At 65.8% G+C, this 18497-nt stretch carries 21 protein-coding genes; 7 read left to right on the top strand and 14 right to left on the bottom strand.

Annotated features, from left to right (window positions below):
* Positions 1 to 21 precede the first annotated feature (21 nt).
* Together lspA and coaBC are read left to right on the top strand one after the other, a co-directional pair.
* Entirely contained in the window at positions 22 to 552 is a 531-nt protein-coding gene (gene lspA, locus AC6LJW_RS27705; protein ID WP_498088817.1) for a signal peptidase II, read from the top strand.
* A gap of 163 nt (positions 553 to 715) precedes the next feature.
* Complete coding sequence (gene coaBC, locus AC6LJW_RS27710) at positions 716 to 1912, top strand: bifunctional phosphopantothenoylcysteine decarboxylase/phosphopantothenate--cysteine ligase CoaBC (protein WP_056562527.1); 1197 nt, start codon at positions 716 to 718, stop codon at positions 1910 to 1912.
* A 77-nt stretch (positions 1913 to 1989) separates the two neighbouring features.
* Here the strand turns inward: coaBC and AC6LJW_RS27715 are convergent, their stop codons facing one another.
* The 6 genes from AC6LJW_RS27715 to AC6LJW_RS27740 all read right to left on the bottom strand — a co-directional run bounded on the left by AC6LJW_RS27715 (position 1990) and on the right by AC6LJW_RS27740 (position 7427).
* Complete coding sequence (locus tag AC6LJW_RS27715; protein WP_498088813.1) at positions 1990 to 2979, bottom strand: Bug family tripartite tricarboxylate transporter substrate binding protein; 990 nt, start codon at positions 2977 to 2979, stop codon at positions 1990 to 1992.
* Between the two features lie 113 nt (positions 2980 to 3092).
* Positions 3093 to 3782, bottom strand: coding sequence for an AroM family protein (locus AC6LJW_RS27720; RefSeq protein WP_498088814.1), 690 nt, complete (start codon positions 3780 to 3782; stop codon positions 3093 to 3095).
* A complete protein-coding gene (locus AC6LJW_RS27725; protein WP_056562536.1) occupies positions 3779 to 4708 on the bottom strand; it encodes a DUF1177 domain-containing protein in 930 nt (309 codons plus the stop codon). The genes AC6LJW_RS27720 and AC6LJW_RS27725 overlap by 4 nt, the downstream gene beginning before the upstream one ends.
* Positions 4705 to 5409, bottom strand: a complete 705-nt coding sequence (pepE, locus tag AC6LJW_RS27730) for a dipeptidase PepE (RefSeq protein WP_056562539.1) — start codon at positions 5407 to 5409, stop codon at positions 4705 to 4707. The genes AC6LJW_RS27725 and pepE overlap by 4 nt, the downstream gene beginning before the upstream one ends.
* A gap of 62 nt (positions 5410 to 5471) precedes the next feature.
* A complete protein-coding gene (locus AC6LJW_RS27735; RefSeq protein WP_427986230.1) occupies positions 5472 to 6239 on the bottom strand; it encodes an IclR family transcriptional regulator in 768 nt (255 codons plus the stop codon).
* A 147-nt stretch (positions 6240 to 6386) separates the two neighbouring features.
* Positions 6387 to 7427, bottom strand: coding sequence for a metal-dependent hydrolase (locus AC6LJW_RS27740; protein WP_056562546.1), 1041 nt, complete (start codon positions 7425 to 7427; stop codon positions 6387 to 6389).
* A gap of 107 nt (positions 7428 to 7534) precedes the next feature.
* Here AC6LJW_RS27740 and AC6LJW_RS27745 point away from each other — a divergent pair, with 107 nt between their 5' ends.
* From AC6LJW_RS27745 to AC6LJW_RS27755, 3 genes are all read left to right on the top strand, one after another.
* Positions 7535 to 8173: a DedA family protein gene (locus tag AC6LJW_RS27745; RefSeq protein ID WP_056562549.1), complete on the top strand. Its 639-nt coding sequence runs from the start codon at positions 7535 to 7537 to the stop codon at positions 8171 to 8173.
* A gap of 13 nt (positions 8174 to 8186) precedes the next feature.
* Positions 8187 to 8738: a hypothetical protein gene (locus AC6LJW_RS27750; RefSeq protein WP_056562553.1), complete on the top strand. Its 552-nt coding sequence runs from the start codon at positions 8187 to 8189 to the stop codon at positions 8736 to 8738.
* Positions 8739 to 8830: 92 nt separating this feature from the next.
* Positions 8831 to 9481 (top strand): dUTP diphosphatase, encoded by a 651-nt coding sequence (locus AC6LJW_RS27755; protein ID WP_498088818.1) that lies wholly within the window; start codon positions 8831 to 8833, stop codon positions 9479 to 9481.
* An 82-nt stretch (positions 9482 to 9563) separates the two neighbouring features.
* On the opposite strand, the gene AC6LJW_RS27760 is transcribed toward AC6LJW_RS27755, so the two are convergent.
* The 6 genes from AC6LJW_RS27760 to AC6LJW_RS27785 all read right to left on the bottom strand — a co-directional run bounded on the left by AC6LJW_RS27760 (position 9564) and on the right by AC6LJW_RS27785 (position 15113).
* Positions 9564 to 10676 carry an NADH:flavin oxidoreductase/NADH oxidase gene (locus AC6LJW_RS27760; protein ID WP_056562560.1) on the bottom strand — a complete coding sequence of 371 codons (1113 nt, stop codon included), beginning with the start codon at positions 10674 to 10676 and terminating at the stop codon, positions 9564 to 9566.
* Positions 10677 to 10770: 94 nt separating this feature from the next.
* Positions 10771 to 11541 carry an ectoine/hydroxyectoine ABC transporter ATP-binding protein EhuA gene (gene ehuA / locus AC6LJW_RS27765; RefSeq protein ID WP_056562563.1) on the bottom strand — a complete coding sequence of 257 codons (771 nt, stop codon included), beginning with the start codon at positions 11539 to 11541 and terminating at the stop codon, positions 10771 to 10773.
* Entirely contained in the window at positions 11538 to 12209 is a 672-nt protein-coding gene (gene ehuD, locus AC6LJW_RS27770; RefSeq protein WP_400524545.1) for an ectoine/hydroxyectoine ABC transporter permease subunit EhuD, read from the bottom strand. The genes ehuA and ehuD overlap by 4 nt, the downstream gene beginning before the upstream one ends.
* Positions 12206 to 12859, bottom strand: coding sequence for an ectoine/hydroxyectoine ABC transporter permease subunit EhuC (gene ehuC, locus AC6LJW_RS27775; RefSeq protein ID WP_427986631.1), 654 nt, complete (start codon positions 12857 to 12859; stop codon positions 12206 to 12208). The genes ehuD and ehuC overlap by 4 nt, the downstream gene beginning before the upstream one ends.
* A gap of 9 nt (positions 12860 to 12868) precedes the next feature.
* Positions 12869 to 13780 (bottom strand): ectoine/hydroxyectoine ABC transporter substrate-binding protein EhuB, encoded by a 912-nt coding sequence (ehuB, locus tag AC6LJW_RS27780; RefSeq protein ID WP_427986630.1) that lies wholly within the window; start codon positions 13778 to 13780, stop codon positions 12869 to 12871.
* A 178-nt stretch (positions 13781 to 13958) separates the two neighbouring features.
* Complete coding sequence (locus AC6LJW_RS27785) at positions 13959 to 15113, bottom strand: ABC transporter substrate-binding protein (RefSeq protein WP_056562572.1); 1155 nt, start codon at positions 15111 to 15113, stop codon at positions 13959 to 13961.
* A 281-nt stretch (positions 15114 to 15394) separates the two neighbouring features.
* Between AC6LJW_RS27785 and AC6LJW_RS27790 the strand changes: the two genes are divergently transcribed.
* Both AC6LJW_RS27790 and AC6LJW_RS27795 read left to right on the top strand, forming a co-directional pair.
* The gene (locus tag AC6LJW_RS27790; RefSeq protein WP_056562575.1) at positions 15395 to 15820 is read left to right on the top strand and encodes an OsmC family protein; all 426 of its coding nucleotides are present in this window, start codon (positions 15395 to 15397) and stop codon (positions 15818 to 15820) included.
* Between the two features lie 129 nt (positions 15821 to 15949).
* Positions 15950 to 17239 (top strand): Nramp family divalent metal transporter, encoded by a 1290-nt coding sequence (locus tag AC6LJW_RS27795; RefSeq protein ID WP_498088815.1) that lies wholly within the window; start codon positions 15950 to 15952, stop codon positions 17237 to 17239.
* A gap of 76 nt (positions 17240 to 17315) precedes the next feature.
* On the opposite strand, the gene AC6LJW_RS27800 is transcribed toward AC6LJW_RS27795, so the two are convergent.
* Both AC6LJW_RS27800 and AC6LJW_RS27805 read right to left on the bottom strand, forming a co-directional pair.
* Complete coding sequence (locus AC6LJW_RS27800; protein WP_056562582.1) at positions 17316 to 17537, bottom strand: hypothetical protein; 222 nt, start codon at positions 17535 to 17537, stop codon at positions 17316 to 17318.
* Positions 17538 to 17708: 171 nt separating this feature from the next.
* Positions 17709 to 18341 (bottom strand): TetR/AcrR family transcriptional regulator, encoded by a 633-nt coding sequence (locus AC6LJW_RS27805; protein WP_498088816.1) that lies wholly within the window; start codon positions 18339 to 18341, stop codon positions 17709 to 17711.
* Positions 18342 to 18497 lie beyond the last annotated feature (156 nt).

The following is an 18497-nucleotide window of genomic DNA, read 5'->3' on the forward strand; positions in this document are numbered from 1 at the left end:
CCCCCGCGACAAGGCTTGAACATGGCCCGCCCCTCCGCACCCGGGGTGACGGACGCCGCCCCCGCCCGCGCCGCACCGGCGCGCGTGGGCGGCTGGCTGGCGCTGGCCTTGCTGATCATCGTGCTGGACCAGTTGACGAAGATCTACTTCAACACGTCGTTCCAGTACGGCGAACGCGTCAACGTCCTGCCCTTCTTTGACTTCACGCTGGTGTTCAACCGCGGAGCTGCGTTCAGCTTCCTCGCCTCCGAAGAAGGCTGGCAGCGCTGGCTGTTCACCGGACTCGGCTGCGTGGCGGCGGTGGTCATCGTATGGATGCTGCGCCGCACGCACGGCCAGCCGCGTTTCAGCCTGGCGCTCACACTCATCCTGGGCGGCGCCATCGGCAACGTCATCGACCGCGTGGTGTATGGCCACGTGGTGGACTTTCTGCTCTTCTACTGGAACGACTGGCAGTTTCCCGCCTTCAACCTGGCGGACGTCGGCATCACCTGCGGCGCGGTGCTGCTGGTGCTGGACGAACTGCTGCGCGCCCGCAAGCCGCCGGCCTGACGAGACGGGGGGGCATTGCGCCCCCCTTCCCTTTCGCTTCCCGCGGCTTTCGTCCGGCTTGATGCCCCCTCTAATACATGACGAACGGCGCATTGCGGCAATGCAGAATAAAATCCCTTCCAATTCCTCGATTACGCGGCGCTGAACCCGCCGCCCCGTCCTCATGCTCGATCTCGCCCGCAAACGCATCGTCCTCGGTCTGACCGGGGGCATCGCCTGCTACAAAATCGCCGAGCTGGTGCGGCGCATGACCGAACAAGGCGCCACGGTGGACGTGGTGATGACCGAGGCGGCCACGCACTTCATCACGCCGGTCACCATGCAGGCACTGTCGGGCCGCCCTGTGTTCGTCGACGCCTGGGATGCGCGCGTGCCCAACAACATGGCGCACATCGACCTGACGCGTGGCGCGGATGCCGTGCTGATCGCGCCCGCCAGCGCCGACTTCATGGCCAAGGTGGCGCACGGCATGGCCGACGACCTGCTGTCCACACTGTGCGTGGCCCGCGCCTGTCCGCTGCTGGTGGCGCCCGCCATGAACCGCGAAATGTGGGCCAACCCGGCCACGCAGCGCAACGTCGAAACCCTCCGCGGCGATGGCGTCACCGTGCTGGGCCCCTCGGCGGGCGAACAGGCCTGCGGCGAGACCGGCGATGGCCGCATGCTCGAAGCTCACGAGATCCTGACCGACCTGATCGCCTTCTTCCAGCCCAAGCTGCTGGCCGGCCGCCACGTGCTGCTGACCGCCGGCCCCACGTCCGAACCCGTGGATCCGGTGCGCGTGCTTAGCAACCGTTCCTCCGGCAAGACGGGCTATGCACTGGCCCGCGCCGCCCGCGAAGCCGGCGCCCGCGTCACGCTGATCACCGGCGCCACGTTCCTGCCCATTCCGCGCGGCGTGACCGCCCTGCCTGTCACCACCGCCCGCCAGATGCACGACGCCGTCATGGCCAGCGTGGGCGACGCGGACATCTTCATCGCGGTAGCCGCGGTGGCGGATTGGCGCGTCAAGAACGTAAGCACGCAGAAGCTGAAGAAAACCAGCGAAGGCGGCGGCGCGCCGCTGATGGAATTCGAACCCAATCCGGACATCCTGGCCGAAGTGGCCAAGCTTGAGAACGGCCCCTGGTGCGTGGGCTTTGCCGCCGAAACCGAAAAGCTGGCCGAACACGCCGAAGCCAAGCGCGCGCGCAAGGGTATCCCGCTGCTGGTCGGCAATCTTGCGCACAAGGTCATGGACGCCGACACCACCGAACTGGTGCTGTTCGACGCACAAGGCACGCACCCGCTGCCCGCCGGCAACAAACTGGACGCCGCGCGCCGTCTCATCGCGGAAATCGCGGCGCGAATGCCGGTCTGACGCTGCTAAAAAAAAACGCCAGGCCCTCTCGGGTCTGGCGTTTTGCTTTGCAGCGGCTGAAAGCCTTTTGCTGCGCCTTACTGCTCCAGGCTGATGTTCGCAGCCTTGACGATATCCGCCCATTGCTTGCGGTCGTTTTCAAGAAACTCGCTGAACTTCTCGGGCGCCATGCCGGTGACGGGTTCCGAACCCAGGCCGGCCATCTTCTCGATCAGCGCGGGCTGCTTCAGCACGTCCTGCAGCGCGGCGTAATAGGCGGCCAGCACGTCGGCGGGCAGGCCAGCGGGCGCGAACACGCCTTGCCACGTCGGCATGTCAAAGCCCTTCAGGCCTTGCTCGTCCAGCGTGGGCACGTTGGGCAATTGCGCGGCGCGCTTGATCGAAGCCACCGCAATCGCCTTGACCTTGCCTTGCGAAGCCAGCGGCGCGGCGGTCGAGATGTTGTCCATCGTCATGGCGATGTGGCCGCCGAGCAGATCGGTGATCACGGGCGCGGCGCCGCGGTAGGCGGCGTGCGGCACTTTGACGCCCAGCTTGTACAGCATGGTCTCGGCGATCAGGTGGTTGGAGATGCCGACGCCCGCGGTGCCGTAGGTGGCCGTCGGGGTCTTCTGGAAGTACTCCTTCAGCTCGGCCAGGTTGTTGGCCGGCACGTCCTTGTTCACGATGACCACATTGGGTTGCACCGCGGCCAGCGTGATGGGCGTGAAGTCGGCGGGCTTGTAGTTCGTGCCCTTGGGATTCAGGACATGGGTGATGGCCATCGAACCGGCCGCGGCGATGCCGATGGTGTAGCCGTCGGCGGGTGCCTGGCTCAGGCGGTACGCCATGATGTTGCCACCGGCGCCAGCCAGGTTCTCGACGACGACCGGTTGGCCCAGACGGGCGGACAGCGGCTCGGCCAGCAGGCGGGCCAGCGTATCGGCCGAACCGCCGGGGGCAAAGCCCACGAGCAGGCGAACGGGTTTGGCGGGCTTCCAGGCGTCCGCGGCATGCGCGCAAGTGGCCGACAGCGCGGCGACGGTGAAGAGTGCGCCAGCGGCGCGGTGCAGGGTACGGCTGATCATAAAAAAACTCCCAACGATTGATTGACGAAGTCGGCTTCGTCTCCTCTCGCCGCTCGCCCGGACCAGCCGCGCGAACCTGTGCAGCCGGAACTTCGGGATTGCGTCCGGCGGCGTTATTCCAAGATTTGTGCCAGTGCCAGGGCCACCAGGCGGTTGGACAGCAGCACGGGGCGGCCCGATGCCTGCGCAACCGCCTGGCGCATGGACTGCGCGTAGCCCATGCAGTGCATGACGATCAGATCGCAGGACGCCAGCTCGCGTCCGGCGGCCTCAAAGTTGCGGGCGGCCTGCTGCGCGTCGGCCTCGTAAGGCGACGCGTGCACGACGTGCGTTTCGCATTCCAGCGACACGGCCATGTGAAAGGCATCGACCTGCGCTTCCAGCGGAACCACCAGCCCGACCTTGCGGCAATGCTGCGCCAAACTTGCGACCAGGTGATCCACGACCTGCTGCGGCTCCACCACGAGGGTGCGCATCGGCGCGATGGCCGTGCCGGTGCACAGCGGCACCAGGATGTCATAGCCCTGCCCGTCCGCCTGGCGCATTACGTCGGCCAAGCGCCTCTCGGCGGCGGCGGCGTCCAGTTCGATCTGGGAACCGTCGCGCATGCGCGTGGCAAAGCGGTATTCGCGTGGGCGCGGCGCCAGGGCAGCCAGCGCGGCGGCATCCAAGCCGTCGAGCGCGCCGAACTCGTCGATGCGCACGTGGGCGCCGAGTACGGGCGCCATCTCGGGCACGACGTCGCTGCGGGGCGATTGACCGATGGTGAAGAACGCCACGCGGCGCGGTGTTTGGGCGCTCATTGCGTGGCGCCGTCTTCGCGGCCGATGGTCTGCAGGTGCGCCATCGAACCGTAGCGGGCCTGCAGGGCACCCCACTCGGCGTCGTCGAAGAAGGTCATGACGCGCTGCCCGTACAGCTTGGCGATCTCGATGCAGAAGCGCATGGCGACGTCGGCATCGACGGCGTTGGTGACGCCGGTGGCGCAGCCGGGCACGGTGGTCTGCGCCGTCAGGGCCACGCCAACGACCGGCGCGTCGGTGACGATGGCCGGCTGCATCAGGGAGTTCACATGCCACAGGCCGTTTTCGTAGGGCGTGATGTCCTGCGTGGTCAAGGGCAGCGTCACCGGCAGTTCACCGCTGACCCAGCCCATGACGTCCAGCATGGTCTCGGGGATGCGCAGCAGGTAACCCTGCTTGGCGACAGGCGTGAGCGCCACGCCGCGCTTGTTCACCAGGCGGTTGCCGCGCGTCGTGTCCACCGACAGGATCGCGTCCATGCGCGGATCCACTTCGTGCGACATCATCTCGCGCATGGGGAACGGCGAGCGCATCATCGGCACCGGATGATGCGGGCGCGTGCCAGCACGCGGGCAGATGTGGGTGCGGATGCGGACCGTACCGGGCATCACGTCGCCCTGCTTCGCCATCGCCATCAGCTTGAGCGCAGCTGCAATTGCCACGACCGCGCCGTCGCTGTCGGACACCAGACCCGTCACCGCGGGGCGCGCGCCGATGCCGCCCAGGCGGCCCACGATACCCAATTGCGGAGCCGAATCATCCGCGCCGGGAATGACGATGGACAGGAAGTCCGTGGCCAATCCGTCACGCGCAAGGTGCGTGACCTCAACCTCGCAATTGCCGGCATCGCGCAACACCTGCGCCACGGACTCGCCCGTGACGTGCGCGGACGATAGCAATTCGATGACGTCGATCACCTGCTTCATGCCGGGATCTCCACCGGGCCGGGACGGAACATGCGCGGTTCTTCGCGGCCCAGGAAGAGCGGCGCGTCGTGCGGACCAACCAGCGCGATCTCGTGGCCGCGCACGCGCAGACCTGCGCCTTCGGGCAGGCCCAGCACCGGCATGGCCGGATTCAGCGTGCAGAACTCGGCGAGGCGCTGCGCGCGCGTTTCGCCGCGGTGGCCGGGAGGGTGCGCGTTCGTGTAGTGCGGATTGATCTGGAAAGACAACAGACCCAGCGCGTCGAAGCCTTGCGGATCCGTGATGGGCATGTCGTTCGTGGTGCAGATGGTGGGGCAAGTCAGGTTGGAACCCGCGCTCCAGCCCAGGTAGGCGGCGCCTTCGCGCACGCGCCGCGCCACGACGTCGAGCAGACCCTGGCGACGCAATTGGCCCAGCAGGTTGAACGTGTTGCCGCCGCCGACGATGATGACCGACGCGCCCTCAAGCGCCGCGACCGGATCCTGCGCGGTGTGCAGGCCCTGGATGGCCAGGCCCGTGTCCGCCAGCGCCGACGTGACCAGCGCCGTGTAGTCGTCCCAATTGCGCGTGACCCCGGCAAACGGCACGAACACGGCCGGCGCGCCTTGCGGCAGGGATTCGATCAGTTCGCGGATGTCGGCCATGGCGTGCACCAGATAACCGGCGTCGCTGCTGGAATTGCTGAGGAGCAGAAGGTTCATGAATAAGGTCCGATGGGTGAAGGTTCTTTAAGGCTGGATTCGTTCGAAAACTGTTGGAACGGTCAGGTCAGCCAGTAGGGATCGTTGAGCTCGCGGCCCAGCGCGCCGACGTGTTGCAGCACGGACTCGCGCAGCACCGCCACGCGCGCGGCATCGGCCTGGAACGAGACGAACGACAGGCATAGCCCGCGCAGTTCGCCGGTGGCCGGGTCGCGCACGGCTGCCGCGACGGCGCCGATGCCCGGCATCGCCTGGTCGATGGCGACGCCGCAGTGATCCGCGCGTGTCTGCGCGACCAGGCGTGTCAGGTCACCGACAGTGGCCGGGCAATCGCGCCCTTCCATGGGCAGGGACTGGGCGGGGTCGGCGCCATACAGGGCCTGGAATTCGGCGTCGGTCAGGCGCGACAGCAACGCCCGGCCCATCGCCGTGCCTGACGCGGCGCGGCGCGATCCGGGCGGCGACAGCACCTGCACCGGATGCGAGCCGTTCAGCCGTTGCAGCACGACCGTTTCGCGCTGATTCAACGTGGAGAGATAGGCCGTCAGCCCGCTGTCGTCGGACAACCGGGCAAGAACGGCGCGGCAGGCCTCGTCCAGCGGCGTGGCTGCCATGCCGGCTCGTACGGCCTGCGCCAGCAGCGCACCCGCGCGATAACGGCGCGTCGCCGGATCCTGATCGAGCATGCCGTAGTGCTGCATCTGGTTCAGCAGACGCGAGGCCGTGCTCTTGGGCATGGCCAGGCGCGCGGCGACCTCGGTAAAGCTCAGTTCGGCCGCGCCCTCTGCGTACAGCGACAGCACGCGTTGGACGCCGTCAAGAATACTCATACTTGTTCCATAAAACGGAACCTAAGTTCCTTATTAGAGAACAAGAATAATGCAAGCGACGGAAGCTGGTCAATACAGCGCCAGCAAGAAAAAAGGCTCCCGGATCCCGGGAGCCTTTTTGCTGCGAGGCCATAGCCCCAAGCCGGCCTACTGCTTCGCCAGCTCGGACCATTGCGAAAGCGGCAACGGCGGCTGCGCATGCAGGATGCGTCCGAGCACTAGCTTCAGTTCATTCCAGCCGCCCCGGTTGGTCGGCCAGACCGTCGGCGTGACCGCACGCCACGCACCATCCGGCGTGCGCTCGGCCATCTTGAAGCGGAAGGTGTAGTGACCCGCCATGCCCATGCGCAGGTCCGACACGACCAGCGCATTGCCGATGACGTCATACCGCAGCCAATCGTCGGTGAACCAGCGCAGCCGTTCGTGCAGCGGCTCGCCCGTCAGTACGCGTCCGGCCTCCAGATTGAGCGGCAGGCGCACCCATTCCGGCGGATCGCGGTCGAACAGGCTACTGACCGATTCGTAATAATCGCCATCGCCGGTCTTGGCGAACACCCGCCACACCAGGGTGTTGAACGGCATGGGGACAGCGCGCAGCTGCGTCACGATAATGCCTCGCGCCTGCAGGGCGTCCCTCACGCGGTGCTCGGCCGCCATGCGGCCGCCCAATCCGAAGCCCAGGTACAGCGTGCTGAAGACCAACGCCCCCACCAGCAGCCGGCGCGCGGTGCGCGTCATGCCTACGCCGAGGGCGAACAGAACGCCCAACAGCAGAGGCACGGTGTACACCGGATCAATGATGAACACGGTCGACCAGCTTTCTGGCGTGAGCGCCAGCGGCCAGAACAACTGGGTGCCGTAAACGGTGAACGCATCCAGGATGGGATGCGTCACCAGGACGAGCCATATCGTCAGGAACAGCCTGCGCCCGCCATAGGGCGCATTAGGCCAATACTTGCGTATCAGCCAGGCCAGCAACATCGCCAGGCCGGTCAGCACGAAAACGGAATGCGAAAAGCCGCGGTGATAGGTCATGAGCGACACCGGATCCGGGTAGCTCATCAGGACATCCAGATCCGGCAAGGTGGCCAGCGCCGCGCCATAGATGAGGGCGCGTCTGCCCTGCACGCGCCCCAGCATGGCGCCTTGAATGCTGGCGCCCAGCACCGCTTGTGTAACTGAATCCATGTTTCTCCAACGTCGAGCGTTACGCCAAATGGCCTAGCCGCGTCACGGCCGGCCGCGCAGGCGTTAACATACCCGATTGCGTTCAGCTAATTTTCAACTTTGCATTCATGGATGAATACATCACCCAGATCGGCCAGTTCATAGAAGCCAACCAGGCTTGGGCAGGACCGATCACCTTTCTGCTTACGCTGGGCGAGTCCATGGTACTCCTGGGGCTTTTCATTCCCGCTACCGCATTGATGCTGCTGACAGGCGGCCTGATCGGCTCGGGCACGCTCGCGCCCTGGGGCGTGATCACCTGGGGCATCGCTGGCGCCATCGTGGGCGACGCGCTCTCGTACTACCTGGGTCGCTGGGCGGGACCCGGCGTGCTGCGGCGCTGGCCGCTCAAGCAGCAGCGCACCGGCGTGGCCCGGGCGCGGCTGTTCTTCTACCGCTACGGCTTTGCGTCCGTGCTGATCGGCCGCTTTCTGGGGCCCATCCGCTCCACCATTCCCACGGTGGCGGGCGTAATGGGCATGGCGCATGGCCGCTTCCAATTGGCCAACGTGCTGTCGGCGGTGCTGTGGATGCCACTGATGCTGGCGCCCGGCTACATTACCGCGCGCAGCCTGGGCACGGCGCAAAATGCCCAGCAGATTGCCATGATGATCGGCGCGGGGCTGTCGGTTTTGCTAGGATGCGGGCTTCTCCTCGCCATGGTGCGCAAGCGCCGCCAACCGGTGCGCGCGCGGCGGGGCAATTGATCCGGAGAGCGTCATGGCCATAGATGCCGAGCCCAAGAACGGTGATTTCGCGCGCTATATCGAAGAATTGACCAGCGCAGGAGGCGCCTCGCCGGGCCGCATCGCAAGCCGGCGCGACGCGCGCAGACAATCGGCCCCGGTTGCCGTGCCGATGCCGGTTGCCGTCCCGCCCTCGCCCACGCCGGGCTCGCTGTCGGACGCGCCCTGGGGCAATACCGCCTCTTCGTCCCCGCGTTCGCGCTCGGCGTCCCAGGCGCCCCTGGCGACCTTGCCGGGCCAGCCCGACCAAGCCAACGTCTCGCTCGCCCAGCAGGCGCGGCGGCGCAAGATCGGCGCCGTGCTGACCGTGGCCGGCATCATGGCGGGCTGGGCCGCGGCCAACATCGGTTTTCGCGCGCTGCATAGCCCCCGGTTCGAACTGGACGAGTTCATGCCCGCCGTGTTCCTGGCGTTCTTTGCCTTCATGCTGTTCAAGGCGGCCAGCGGCGCGCGCAATCCTCGCAAGACGCCCCTGAACAAGCTGCCGCCGCTGACGCCGTCGTCATACCGCAAGGACGGCGCCTGAATCCCCGGGGCGTAACTGGCGGGCGTTGGTGCTAACATTTCCGGCCATTGAACCAGCCCCCTCCCGGAGTGAAAGTGAATAACGTAGTCGGATTGAACCAGGCCCAGGCGGCCACGATGCTGAAGCTGCAAGGCCATCTGAACAGCATGATCAATCCGGACTGGGTCAACGGCGGCGCCCGCTTCCTGCGCGCCGCCTTCGTTGAATCGGCCGAAGCCCTGGAACACTACGGCTGGAAGTGGTGGAAGAAGCAGACCATCGACCTGCCGCAGGTCCAGATGGAACTGGTCGACATTCTGCACTTCTACCTGTCGCACTCGATTGTGCAGGCGGGTGGCGACGTTGAAGCCGCCGCGCGCGCGCTGGTCGCCGACCTGGCCACGCCGGCCACTGTCGCGCTGGACGGCAAATCCTACGCCCTGGACGTACTGAACGTGCCGGAATTGCTCGAGCTGATCGGCGGGCTGGCCGTGTGCGGCCGGGCCAGCTTCAAGGTCCTGGAGCAGACGATGACCGCGTGCGACATGACCTGGAACGACGCCTACACGCAGTACGTGTCCAAGAACGTGCTGAACATCTTCCGCCAGCAGCACGGCTACAAGGAAGGCACCTACATCAAGATCTGGAACGGCGAGGAAGACAACGTCGTGCTGGCGCGCCTGCTGTCGCAGCAGGATCCCGCCAGCGCGGACTTTGCCGATGTCCTGCATCGCGAGCTGGAAGCGGCGTACGCCAAGCTGTGAGCGGCGTGGCCGGGGACGGCCAAACCTGAGCGCAAGAAAAACGCCGCAATCGCGGCGTTTTTTATTTGACTTGCCTGACCGCCTAACGCTGCCCGAAGCGCGTCTCCCCAAACAGTGCCTTCAACTCGCGCGGCTGCGACCGCCAGTATTGCTTCGGCGCGCTGACCTGGCCGTCCAATTCGGCCGCCGCATGCCACGGCCAGCGCGGGTCGTACAGCATGCCGCGCGCGAGCGCGACCATGTCGGCCTTGCCCTGCGCCAGGATGTCCTCAGCCTGCTGGGCCTCGGTAATGAGCCCCACCGTGATGGTCGGCATGCCGATCCGGCGCTTGATCTCTTCGGCGAACGGAACCTGGTAATTCGGCCCCACCGGGATCTTCTGCTGCGACGACACGCCGCCGCTGGACACGTCGATGAATTCACAGCCGCGCGCCTTCAGCGCCTCGGCGAACACCAGCGTCTGCTCAAGGTCCCAGCCGCCCTCCACCCAATCGGTGGCCGACACACGCACGCCCAGCGCCACGGACGGCGGCGTGATCTCGCGCAGCGCCTGGAAAATTTCCAGCGGAAAGCGGATGCGGTTTTCCAAAGATCCGCCGTACGCGTCGTCGCGCTGATTCGACAGCGGCGACAGGAACTGATGCAGCAGATAGCCATGGGCGGCGTGCAACTCGATGGCGTCAAAGCCCAAACGAAGCGCGCGGCGGGCGCTGTCGACGAAGGCATTGCGAACGCGGTCAAGGCCCGCGGCGTCCAGTGCATGCGGCGCAGGCTCGTGCGCATTGTGCGGCACGGCCGACGGCGCCCATCCCAGCCAGCCGCCGGCGCTTTCGGGCACAAGCTGGCCGCCGTTCCACGGCGCGTCGCTGGAAGCCTTGCGGCCAGCATGTCCAAGCTGGATGCCCAGCTTGATGGGCGAGTAGCGGCGCACGGCGGCGACCACCTTGCCCAGTGCGGCTTCGGTCTCGTCGGACCAGAGGCCAAGGTCCCCCGGCGAGATGCGGCCGTCGGCCTCGACCGCCGTGGCTTCAGTAAACAAAAGCGCGGCGCCCGACAGCGCCAGGTGCCCCAAGTGAATCATGTGCCAGTCGGTGGCGCGGCCTTCTTCCGCCGAGTATTCGCACATGGGCGCGATGACGATGCGGTTGGGCAATTCGACGTTGCCGATTGACGTGGGGCTGAACAGATGGCTCATGCGGAAGGCTCCGGGTGCGTTGGACGTCACAGCATAGCGCCCGCCCATGCAAAGGCCGCCAATCCCAACGCCCCCGGCAGGGTCAACCCGGCAACTACTGCCCTTCGATCACCGAATCCAGGAACTGGCGCGTGCGCGCCTCCTTGGGCTGGCTGAACAGCACCGAGGATTCGGCGTCCTCAACGATGTTGCCCTGGTCAAAGAACAGCGTGCGGTCCGAGCTGCGTTCGGCGAATTTCATCTGGTGCGTGACGATGATCATCGTCATGCTGCGGCGGGCAGACAGGTCGCGCAGGATCTGCAGGATCCCGCCGACCAGCTCCGGGTCCAGCGCCGACGTGACTTCATCGAACAGCATGACCTGCGGACACATCGCCAGCGCCCGCGCGATACCGACCCGCTGCTTCTGCCCGCCCGACAGTTGCGCCGGATAGACGTCCAGCTTGTCGCCCAGCCCCACCATCTCCAGGTACTCGACGGCGCGATCGCGCGCCTGGTCGCGCGGCATGCCCAGCACGTGCAGCGGCGCCTCCATGGCGTTGCCCAGCGCCGTCATGTGCGGGAACAGGTTGAAGTGCTGAAACACCATGCCGATCTTGCCGCGCACGTTGCGCAGGTGTTCGGAGTTGACGCCGGCGGGGCGGCCCTGCGGGTCGGTCCACATCGGTTCGCCGTCGATCTCGATCTCGCCGCTGGTGGGCGGATCCAGCGTCATCAGCACGCGCAGCAACGTGGATTTGCCCGAGCCCGACGGACCGATGACGGCCACCGTCTGCCCCGCCGGAATCTCGAGATTGATGCCGCGCAGGACTTCCACGTCTCCAAAACGCTTGTGCAGATTCTTGATGCTTACGCTGGCGCTCATCGCTTTCCTCCAAATCGTTGCAGGCGGGCCTCCAGGCCGCGCACGCCCCAGGCCGCGACCAGGCTCAACGCCAGGAACAGCAGGCCCACCAGGGTCAGGGGTTCGGTGTACCGGAACGTCGCCGATCCGATCATCTTGCTTTGCTGCAGCAGCTCGACCACGGTGATGGCCGACAGCAGCGGGGTGTCCTTGAACATGGCCACCAGGTAGTTGCCCAACGCAGGCACGACGGGCGGGATTGCCTGCGGCAGCACCACGCCCACGGCCGTGCGCCAGCGCGACATGTTCAGCGCCGTGGCCGCTTCCCACTGGCCGCGCGGCACGGCCTCGATGCCGGCGCGATAGACCTCGGCGCAGTAGGTGGCATAGTGCAAGCCAAGCGCCACGATCCCCGTCATGAGCGGCGACATCTGCGCCCCGGTCAGCGGCAGGACATAGAACAGGAAATACATCTGCACCAGCAGCGGGGTGCTGCGCACGAACTCGATGAAGAATGCCGTGGGCAGCGACACGATGCGCAGCCGGGACCGCCGAAGCATCGCAAGCACCAGCCCCAGCGTCACCGCCACCAGCATGCCAAGCACGGTGGCCTGGATCGTGATGACAAGCGCCGAGGCCAGCGTGGGCAGGATTTCCAGTGCGAAAGACCAGTCGAATATCGGTGTCATCGGACTCGGACCCTCCGCTCAAGCAGGCGCACGCCCGCGGTGATCAGCAGCGCCACGCCGAAGTACATCAGCAGCATCAGCGTGAAGATCTCGGTCGTGCGCAGGGTTTCACTGCGCAGCAACTGGCCGCGGAAGGTCAGGTCGGTGATGGTGATCAGCGAGACCAGCGCGGTGTTCTTCAACAGCTCGATGAGCAGGTTGCCAGCGGGCGGCAGCATGGCGGGTACCGCCTGCGGCAGCACGATGCGCTGCATGATCTGGCGGCGCGTGAGGTTCAGCGCCACGCCCGCTTCACGCTGCCCGGGCGGAACCGCCCGGATGGCGCCGCGCACGACTTCCGCGCCATACGCGCCCGCGTTCAGCGCCAGCACCAGAATGCCGACCAGCATGGCCGGCAACTGCACGCCAAATAGCGGCAACACGAAGAAGAACCAGAAGAGCTGCACCAGGGCGGACGTGCCGCGAAAGACCTCCACGTAGACCGAGGCCGTCCATCGCACCGGCCGCACGGAAGACAGGCGCCCAATCCCGGACAGCAGCGCAAGCGGCACCGCCAGGACCACGGCGCCCGCCATGATCTGGAGCGTGACGGCCAACCCTTCGAGCAGGGGCGGCACAAGCTCCGCGATATGTTCAGACATCAACTGCATCGGCGCCCCTTACTGTCCGCTGCAGAGCTTGTCCGCAGTCACCCCTTGAGGCAGTTCCTCGGCGGTAAAGCCGAACGGCGCCACGAGCTTTTTGTGTTCGTCCGTGCCGATGAACTTGGCGAGTTCGGCATTGAAGGCGTCCGCGAAGGCCTTGTCGTCCGTCCGGAAGGCGTAGGCGCCGTAGCCGCGCACGCCCTTGCCGTCGATGACCGGATCGGTGAATGGATCGGCCTTCTCCAGCCCGCTGCCCTCCTGCGTCTTGCCCATCAGGTCGTTGACGGTCAGCGCGGTAGCGGCATAGGCGTCGGCGCGGCCGGCCTGCACGCCGGACAGCGCGCTGACGGCATCCGGGAACACGACCACCTGGCCGGCCGGAATCTTGACCTTCTCGGCGTACTCGCCCTCGATGGCGCCGACCACGACGCCCAGCTTGGCGTCCGGGTTCTTGAGCACGTCTTCGTAGCTATGCAGATTCTTGGGATTGCCCTGCTTGACCAGGAACGCTTCACCGACGCCATACGTCGGATTGGAAAACGCAACCTGCTGGCAGCGGCTGGGCGTGACATACATGCCGGCTGCGATGATGTCGAAGCGCTTGGCGGCCAGGCCGGGGATCAGCGATCCAAACTCGGTCAGCACGCCTTCGACTTCGTTGATGCCCATGCGCTTGAGCACCACCCGGGCGATTTCCACGGATTCCCCGGTGACCTTGGCCTCTTTGCTATCCATGTACGCGAACGGCGCCTCGTTGGCGTAACCAATGCGGATCTTGCCCGCCGCCTTGGCCGCTTCCAGGGTGCTGGCGTTGCTGGCGGGCTCGCCGCCTCCGGCCGCGGACTTGTCGCCGCCCGAGTCCGAACATGCGGCAAGCACGCCCAGGCTCAGGGCCAGCAACAGTCGTCTGGATTGGATGAGGGTCATGAATTATTTCTCCCGAATTTATTTCTAGGTGCATGGCTTCACTAAAAATAATACGCTAAGAAATGATTCGGACACTAATGATATAGGCATGAAAAAGCAGGCCTAAGCCTGCTTTTCGCGTCCGTTGCCCTATGAAGCGTTAGGACACGTTACGAACGGTAGACAGATATGGCACCGTTTATTGGGCGTACGAAAAGCGCCCATTTTTGACCGTGCCCATCACGCGCGCGCGCTCATCAAAGCCCTGGTGATTGTCCTTGGTGATGTTCAGGACGCCATTGGGCACGACCAGATCGCGAGTGCTTTCCAGCGCGTCGCGCAGAGCCAGGCGGAACTCCGGGGTGCCGGGTTTTGCGCCGGTTTTCAGAGCGCGCGACACGGCCGAGTCCAGCAGCATCCAGGCGCCGTAGGCGTCGCCGGCGAACTGCGTCAGCGTGTTCGGGCCGTACTGCTGCTCGTACTTGTCGGCAAATTCCACCGCCACCTTCTTGACCGGGTTGGAATCGGGCAGCTCGCGCGCCACGACGCCCGGACCCGTGGGGAAAAGCGTCCCTTCGACGTCCTTGCCGCCCACCTGCAGGAATTCCAGCGTGCCGATGCCGTGCGTCTGGTAGACGGCGCCGGTGAAGCCGCGTTCCAGCAACGTCTTTTGCGGCAGCGCCGCCGGCGTGCCGGAACCGGCAATCAGGACCGCGTCGGGCTTGGCCGCAATGACTTTGAGCACCTGCCCGACCACCGAGGCGTCGGTGCGCTGGAAACGCTCCTGCGCCACGATCTTCAGGTCCGAGCCGGCAGCGGCCGAAAACTCTTTCCACCAGCTATCGCCATACGAATCCGCAAAGCCGATGAAGGCCACGTTCTTCAGGCCTTTTTTCTTCATGTCATCGACCAGCACGGTCGCCATGAGCGAGTCGTTCTGCGGCATCTTGAAAGCCCAGGTGCGCTTGGGATCCGACTGCGGCTCGACGATGACGCTGGACGCCGCCAGCGCAATCATCGGCGTCTTGGTTTCGGCCAGCACGTCCAGCCCGGCCAGCGCCGCGGCGGTGATGTTGGGGCCGACAATGGCATCGACCTTGTCTTCGGACGTCAGCTTGCGCATGTTCTTGACCGCGCGGCTCACGTCCGTGCCGTCGTCCAGCACCACGTAGCGCGCGGGCTCGCCCCCCAGGGTGTTGGGCCACAGACGGATCGCGTTGTTGGTCTGAATGCCGATGGCGGCGGCGGGGCCCGTGGTGGAGACGTCCACGCCGATCACGATTTCGGCTTGAGCGGACAAGGCGGGAACGGCCAGCGCGACAACGCAGGCGTAGCGGGCAAGGATGCGGGGCATGACTACGGCTCTTGGGTAGGAGTGAAGGAGATGCCGCTATTTTGCCTGATGCGCTCGCTTCCCCTCTTGATGCGGCCGGCCCATTGCCGCGTGCCGGCCAACGGCCGCTTGGTCCGTTACATCGGCTTGCCGTTGCGTACCGGCGTTTTCCGCGCGGGGCGGCGTGCCGGGCCGTATCATCGACGGTGCCGCCTGAGGCAAGGCGCGCCGTCCGCGAGACGGCGCTGCTCTCCCACCCCGGACGCGCCGCGCACGGCCGCGTTCCCACACAGGAGTCCTGTATGAAGAAAACCGCATCCGCCGCCTGGTCGGGCGATCTGAAGACTGGCAAAGGCACGATTTCCACGCAGAGCGGCGCGCTCAAGAGCCAACCCTACGGCTTCAATACCCGGTTCGGCGACACGCCGGGCACCAACCCCGAAGAACTGCTGGGCGCGGCGCACGCCGGCTGCTTCACCATGGCGCTGTCCAACATTCTTTCCGAGGCCGGCCTGGTCGCGGACAGCCTGGACACCAAAGCCGAAGTCACGCTGGACAAGCTCGACGATGGTTTTGCCATCACCGCCGTCCATCTGACCGTCGAGGCCGTCATTCCGGGCGCCTCCGCCGAGGCCTTTGAGGACGCCGCGCGCAAGGCCGAAAAGGGCTGCCCGGTTTCCAAGGTGCTGAACGCCAAGATCTCGATGGACGCAAAGCTCAAGTCGTAATTAACGCGAGCGATCCGGCCTCCGAACCGGGGCCGGATCATTGGCGCGCCCTATCCCGGGCGTGGCCAAAATCAATTTGACGGTGCAAAGTCGCTTCTGGACAATGAGAACCATTCTCAGGAGCGACGCATGACCGGATTCATCTACGCGATTTCAGGCGGCAATGCCGCCCTGGCGCAGGACGCGCGGATTTCCGCCAACCTGCGCCGCATGGTCGGGTCCGGCATCCTCGTGGCCGTCGGCTACATCGACCCGGGCAACTGGGCCACCGACATCGCCGGCGGCAGCGGCTTCGGCTACGGCCTGTTGATGGTCGTCATCACGTCGGCCTTTCTGGCGCTGGGCTTCCAGGTGCTGGTGTCGCGCCTGGCGCTGGCAACCGGCCAGGATCTGGCCACCCTCACCGCCCGCCACCTGTCGCCCCGTCTGGCCAAAGCCGCCTGGCTGGCCGGCGAGGCCGCCATTCTGGCCACTGCGCTGGCCGAACTGATCGGCGGCGCCATTGCACTGCGGCTGCTGTTCAACCTGCCGCTCATCGCAGGCGTTGCGGTCACGGGCATCGGCACCTTTGCCGTGCTGGCCATGACGCGCGGCAACGCCGACCGGCATGAACGCGTGATCGCTCTGCTGCTGGCGGTGGTTGCGTTGTCGTTCGTGTTCCTGCTGTTCAAGGCCAATCCCGCCTGGTCGGAAGTGGCGCACGGCGTGACCGAAACCGGCAAGGCGCTGCGCGACCCCCAAGGGTTTCTGATTGCGCTGGGGATTCTTGGCGCGACCCTCATGCCGCACAACCTGTACCTGCATTCCGGCACGCTGGCGCAGCGGGCGCAGGGCTTGCCCGCACAAGCGCGCGGCATGGCGATGCGCGTGGCGCGCAACGACACCATCGTGTCATTGGGCGTGGCGATGCTGATCAACGCGGCCATCATGATTGTGGCCGCGGCGTCGCTGTCCGGGTCGGGGATGGTGGTGTCCAGCCTGGACGACGCGCACGCGGTCATCGGTCATACGCTGGGCATCGTGGCGGCAGTGGTATTCGCCGTGGCGCTGTATGCCGCCGGGCAAAGCTCCACTATCACGGGCGTACTGGCCGGCCGCATCCTGTCGCGGGGATTCCAGGTGGGCAGCAACTGGTCGGACCGCCGCCGTGCGCTCATGACGCGCGTCGTGGCGGGCGCCGCAGCGGCAGGCCTGCTGGCGTTTACGGGCGGCAAGGATCCGGACGGGCTGCTGGTGCTCAGCCAGGTCATCCTGAGCCTGGCATTGCCTTTCGCGTTGGGGCCGCTGGTGGTGCTGGCGTGCCGCAAAAGTCTGATGGGCGCGTATGTGCTGCGAGGCGCATGGGCCTGGGCCGCCATCGGGGCGACCGTGGGCATCATCGTTTTGGACGGCTATCTGCTGCTGGACATCGTGGTCTGACCAAGGCGCGTCGCCCAAAAAGAGGGCAAAAAAAAACGCCAGCGATCAAAGCTGGCGTTTTTTCTGGCGGGGGACTTCAGTGGTAGGCGGAGACTACCGGGTGCTGACGGCGGCCAGCGTCCATGTTGTGCAGGACCTCGCCGACGGCGCCGCCCAGCGCGGCCATACGCAGCTTCAGGCGCAACCAGCGCGAGCCTGCAGAAGGACCGGACAGGGTTTCCGCCTTGATGGCCTCGCGGATCAGGGACCGCTCCAGCGCATCCGACATACGGGCATTTTTCAACGCGGTATCGCTCATGATTCTCTCCTTGAGAAAAGCGATGTGGAACAACGTGAAGCCATCTTAGATCCACGTATGCTGCGTTGCAATAAAAATAACAAACATTTTTTTCGCCGTTGCGCAATGGGTACAAACACCACCAAAACGGTGCGCGCCGCACAGGGTTACGCACCGCTTTTGTGCAGCGCCCTAAGCCGTTCGGTGGGGTAAATGCGCCTGGATCAGCTTGTCGGCCATCGCGGCCACCCTGCCCGCCGGTCCGCCTTCACCAAAAAGCTGGCTGGAGACGAAAGCGCCTTCGATCAATAGCAGCAGTCCGTCGGCCAGGGCCTCGGGATCTTCCGCGCCCATGCCGGCGGCCATGGCGTTCAGCCGGCGGCGCAGTTCGCGCTTGTGCTCGACGGCGACGGCGCGGGCGGGATGCGCCGATTCCGGATACTCGACCGCTGCATTGGTCAGCCCGCAGCCCCGGTAGCCGTTCTGCACGGCGCGGCCGGCCATGCCGGTCAGATAGTCGAGCAACTGGGCGCGCGGATCGCCCGGATGGGCGGCGCAGGCGGCGTCAAAGCGCGCCCAGAATTCGGCGTCGTAGTCGCGCAGGTACGCGGCAGCCAATTCGTCCTTCGAGGAGAAACTGCGGTACAGGCTGGGCTTCGTCACGCCCGCCTGATTGACGATGGCGTCCACGCCCACCGCGCGGATGCCGTCGCGGTAAAACATCTCGCGGGCGGTCTTGCGGATGCGGTCGGCCGCCAGCAGCGGCTTGGACGCGGATTTGCCGGTGTTGCCGGCTGCGGCGGAGGGGGAATTCTTACTGGCCATGCTGGGCTCCTTTTCTGCGGGATGGCATCGATCAGCCCGCCCGAAAACAGGGTCGCCAAAAAGCGCTTGACGATGTTACTGACCGGTACGTACTATGCGCAGACCTCAATACGTACCGGTCAGTAACATGAGTATAGCCCACCCTCCCTTCCCTTT

Source organism: Achromobacter sp. 1012554356, assembly GCF_059760815.1.